5 protein-coding genes are annotated in these 3,661 nt (G+C 66.9%); 3 read left to right on the forward strand and 2 right to left on the reverse strand.

Features of this window, described 5'->3' with window-relative positions; genetic code table 11:
- From AB4Y86_RS14460 to fabF, 3 genes are all read left to right on the forward strand, one after another.
- Positions 1-495: 3-oxoacyl-[acyl-carrier-protein] synthase III C-terminal domain-containing protein (locus AB4Y86_RS14460; protein ID WP_441402894.1), on the forward strand; the 495-nt coding region annotated here is incomplete at its 5' end.
- Between the two features lie 142 nt (positions 496-637).
- On the forward strand, positions 638-883 hold the full coding sequence (locus AB4Y86_RS14465) for an acyl carrier protein (RefSeq protein WP_175320862.1): 246 nt from the start codon (positions 638-640) through the stop codon (positions 881-883).
- A gap of 188 nt (positions 884-1,071) precedes the next feature.
- Positions 1,072-2,307, forward strand: a complete 1,236-nt coding sequence (gene fabF, locus AB4Y86_RS14470) for a beta-ketoacyl-ACP synthase II (protein WP_441402895.1) — start codon at positions 1,072-1,074, stop codon at positions 2,305-2,307.
- A gap of 152 nt (positions 2,308-2,459) precedes the next feature.
- On the opposite strand, the gene AB4Y86_RS14475 is transcribed toward fabF, so the two are convergent.
- Positions 2,460-2,963 carry a DUF3145 domain-containing protein gene (locus tag AB4Y86_RS14475; RefSeq protein ID WP_441402896.1) on the reverse strand — a complete coding sequence of 168 codons (504 nt, stop codon included), beginning with the start codon at positions 2,961-2,963 and terminating at the stop codon, positions 2,460-2,462.
- A gap of 372 nt (positions 2,964-3,335) precedes the next feature.
- A partial coding sequence (locus AB4Y86_RS14480; protein ID WP_441402897.1) for a tyrosine-type recombinase/integrase occupies positions 3,336-3,661 on the reverse strand: 326 nt, incomplete at its 5' end.

Below are 3,661 nucleotides of genomic sequence, written 5' to 3' on the forward strand. Positions count from 1 at the left end.
GTATGGGGATCGGACGGCAGCAAGTGGGACGCCATCGGCATGACCCATTCCATGCTCGACATCCGCGACTTCGCTGCCGCCGGCAAGCACGGGAGCGCCCTCAGCGAGGGTGAGGCCGCCGCAACCGAAGCCGCCCTGTGGCCCACGTTGCGCCAGGACGGCCAGACGGTGTTCCGCTGGGCGGTCTGGGAAATGGCCAAGATGGCGCAGCAGGCCCTCGACGCCGCCGGGGTCAAGGCGGAGGACCTCGCGGCGTTCATCCCGCACCAGGCCAATATGCGAATCATCGATGAGATGGCCAAGAAGCTCAAACTCCCGGACACCGTCAAGATCGCCCGGGATATCGCCGAAGCAGGCAATACCTCGGCGGCCTCCATCCCCCTCGCCACCCACCGCTTGCTGCAGGAAAATCCTGAACTGAGCGGCGGGCTGGCCCTGCAGATCGGCTTCGGAGCCGGACTGGTCTTCGGCGCCCAGGTGATTGTGCTTCCATAGCACGGCACCGCACTTCCCGGCTGTTCGCATTTCACAACAGCACGGATTCCCAAACCAAGCCGAACCCTCGGTTTGAATCATTTCGCCAGAAACGCCCGGAAGCGCCGGGAGCAGACGGCAACAACAAGAAAAGGAGCCATCAATGGCTAGCAACGAAGAAATCCTGGCCGGTCTGGCTGAAATCGTCAACGAAGAGACCGGCCTGGCCCCCGAGGCCGTCGAACTGGACAAGTCCTTCACCGAGGACCTGGACATCGACTCCATCTCGATGATGACCATCGTGGTCAACGCCGAAGAAAAGTTCGGCGTGCGCATCCCGGACGAAGAGGTCAAGAACCTCAAGACCGTCGGCGACGCAGTCAGCTTCATCGCCAACGCCCAGGCCTGATCCCGCCTGCACCCCGGCGTCGGCCCCTTCCGGCCGGACCTGTGGCCGGCCCGGGACGCTTCAGCGGCCTCCCGGGCCGGTACACCACGGCCGCCTTCTTTCAGAACCACCCCGAGATTTCCTTACGCAGGCCCCGGCCGCCCCATCAGGCTCCGGACACGGCAGGCGCACCGACAGAGAGTGATCCCATGACACGCAAAGTAGTCATTACCGGTCTGGGTGCCACCACGCCCATCGGCGGCGATGTCCCCACGATGTGGAAGAACGCGCTGAAGGGCGTCTCCGGCGCGCACACGCTTGAGGACGACTGGGTAGCCAAGTACGAGCTGCCGGTGCACTTCGCCGCACGCGCCTCCACTCCCGCCCTCGAAGTCCTAAGCCGGGTCGAAGCCAAGCGCATGGACCCGTCCACGCAGTTCGCCGTGGTGGCCTCCCGTGAGGCCTGGGCCGACTCCGGCATCACCGACATCGACCACGACCGCCTGGCCGTGGCCTTCGCCACCGGCATCGGCGGCGTTTGGACCCTCCTGGACGCCTGGGACACCCTCCGCGAAAAGGGCCCGCGCCGGGTCCTTCCCATGACCGTGCCGATGCTGATGCCGAACGGCCCGGCTGCGGCTGTCAGCCTTGACCTGGGTGCCCGCGCCGGCGCCCACACCCCCGTCTCCGCCTGCGCGTCCGGCACCGAAGCCGTGCACGTGGGACTGGACCTGATCCGCTCCGGCAAGGCCGACGTCGTCGTCTGCGGCGGTGCCGAAGCCGCCATCCACCCGATGCCGATTGCCGCTTTCGCCTCGATGCAGGCGCTCTCGCGCCGCAACGACGATCCCGAGCACGCCTCGCGCCCCTACGACCGCGACCGCGACGGCTTCGTCATGGGTGAGGGTGCCGGCGCGCTGGTCCTCGAAGCCGAGGAGCACGCGATCGCCCGCGGCGCCCGGATCTACGCCGAACTGGCGGGCACCTCGGTGACCGCCGACGCGTACCACATCACCGCCCCGGACCCGGAGGGCCTCGGCGCCACCCGGGCGCTCAAGGCGGCCATGTTCGACGGCCGTATCCAGGCCGAGGACGTCGTGCACGTCAATGCGCACGCCACCTCCACCCCGGTCGGCGACAAGCCCGAATACACCGCGCTCAGGGCCGCCCTCGGCAGCCACGTCGACAACGTGGCGGTCTCCGCCACTAAATCGCAGATGGGGCACCTGCTGGGCGCCTCCGGCGCGGTGGAAGCGGTGCTGACCGTGATGGCCGTGTACGAGCGCAAGGCGCCGGTCACGATCAACCTGGAAAACCAGGATCCGGAGATCCCGCTCGACGTCGTCACTTCCGAGCGTGCGCTGCCCGGCGGAAGCATCGTGGCGCTGAGCAACTCCTTCGGCTTCGGCGGCCACAACGCCGTCATCGCCGTCCGCAGCCTCTAGGCGGGCTCGGGCCGGCTCCGGCCCGCACGCCGAAATGACAGATGGCGGCAATGTTCTTCGTGAACATTGCCGCCATCTGTCATTTGGCGTTGCTATGGAGTGCGGTGGGGGTGGGCCAGGCGGCGGAAACCTGGGTCCGGAGGGTGTCGGTCCTAGCCGACCTGGTGAAGCCAGCGCACCGGGGCGCCTTCGGCGGCGTGCCGGAAGGGCTCGAGTTCCTCGTCCCAGGCCTCACCAAGGGCGAGGGAGAGCTCATGGTAGACCGCGGAGGGGTCGCCGGCGCCGGATTCATAGGCGTAGCGGATGCGGTCCTCGGAGACCATGATGTTGCCGTGTACGTCCGTGACGGCGTGGAAGATGCCAAGTTCCGGAGTGTGCGACCAGCGGCCGCCGTCAACACCCTGGCTCGGCTCCTCGGTGACCTCGTAGCGCAGGTGGGCCCAGCCCCGGAGGGCAGACGCCAATTGAGCCCCCGTCCCGGCTGTTCCGGTCCATGAGAGCTCTGCCCGGAACATTCCGGGCGCAGCGGGCTGGGCAGTCCAATCAAGGTCCGTCCGCTTGTCCACGACAGACCCAATGGCCCACTCAACGTGGGGGCACAGGGCGGTCGGGGCCGAGTGAACGAACAAGACACCKCGGGTYAGTGCAACAGACATTCCATCCTCCATAGCTATAGGTACGTCTTCCCCAACGACCTCTGCCTGGATGTCCGTCTGTTGCGCGGATCCGTGTGCGGGGCGGTTGCCCCTGCCTGACTATTCAGTTTTTCAAAGCACTATCGCATTTTTCGCAGCAGTTTCGAAACCCCGTGCCGCAAAAAATAGGTCCGGGTCTCAGGTGGTGAAAACGATGCTCTTGAGCTTCAAGCACCACTTGAAAGTTGCCGGGCGTGAATCTCATTCTGCCCCACCCCGGCTAATTACGCCAGTGCAATTCGGCGCGTCGCACCCCGGCGAGTCGTTTTATCTGACCAACACGTCAGCCGGGCGTCCGACCGCCTTCTGCCGCGTGGCGGTGGAGGGGGCAGGTCAGGCGCGCGGGTGGGCCTGCAGGTAGCTCTTGCGGAGCCGGTCGACCGAGACGTGGGTGTAAATCTGCGTGGTGGCCAGGCTGCTGTGGCCAAGGATTTCCTGCACGGCACGGAGGTCCGCCCCGCCGTCAAGCAGGTGGGTTGCCGCCGAATGCCGCAGCGCGTGCGGACCGGTGGCGGAGGTGTCCCCCAGCCCGTCCAGTTGCCCCTTCACGACGCTGCGGACCTGCCGCTGGTCCACCCGCTTGCCGCGCGCGCCGAGGAAGAGCGCCGGGCCCGAATCGTCCGTAGCCAGGGCCGGACGTCCACGGCGCAGCCAGTCGT

Source organism: Arthrobacter sp. 2YAF22_2 (assembly GCF_052114645.1).
Lineage (GTDB): Bacteria > Actinomycetota > Actinomycetes > Actinomycetales > Micrococcaceae > Arthrobacter.

Coding starts and splice junctions, on each gene's coding strand:
- AB4Y86_RS14465 (WP_175320862.1), top strand. CDS start 638: ATGGCTAGCAACGAAGAAATCCTGGCCGGTCTGGCTGAAATCGTCAAC.
- fabF (WP_441402895.1), top strand. CDS start 1,072: ATGACACGCAAAGTAGTCATTACCGGTCTGGGTGCCACCACGCCCATC.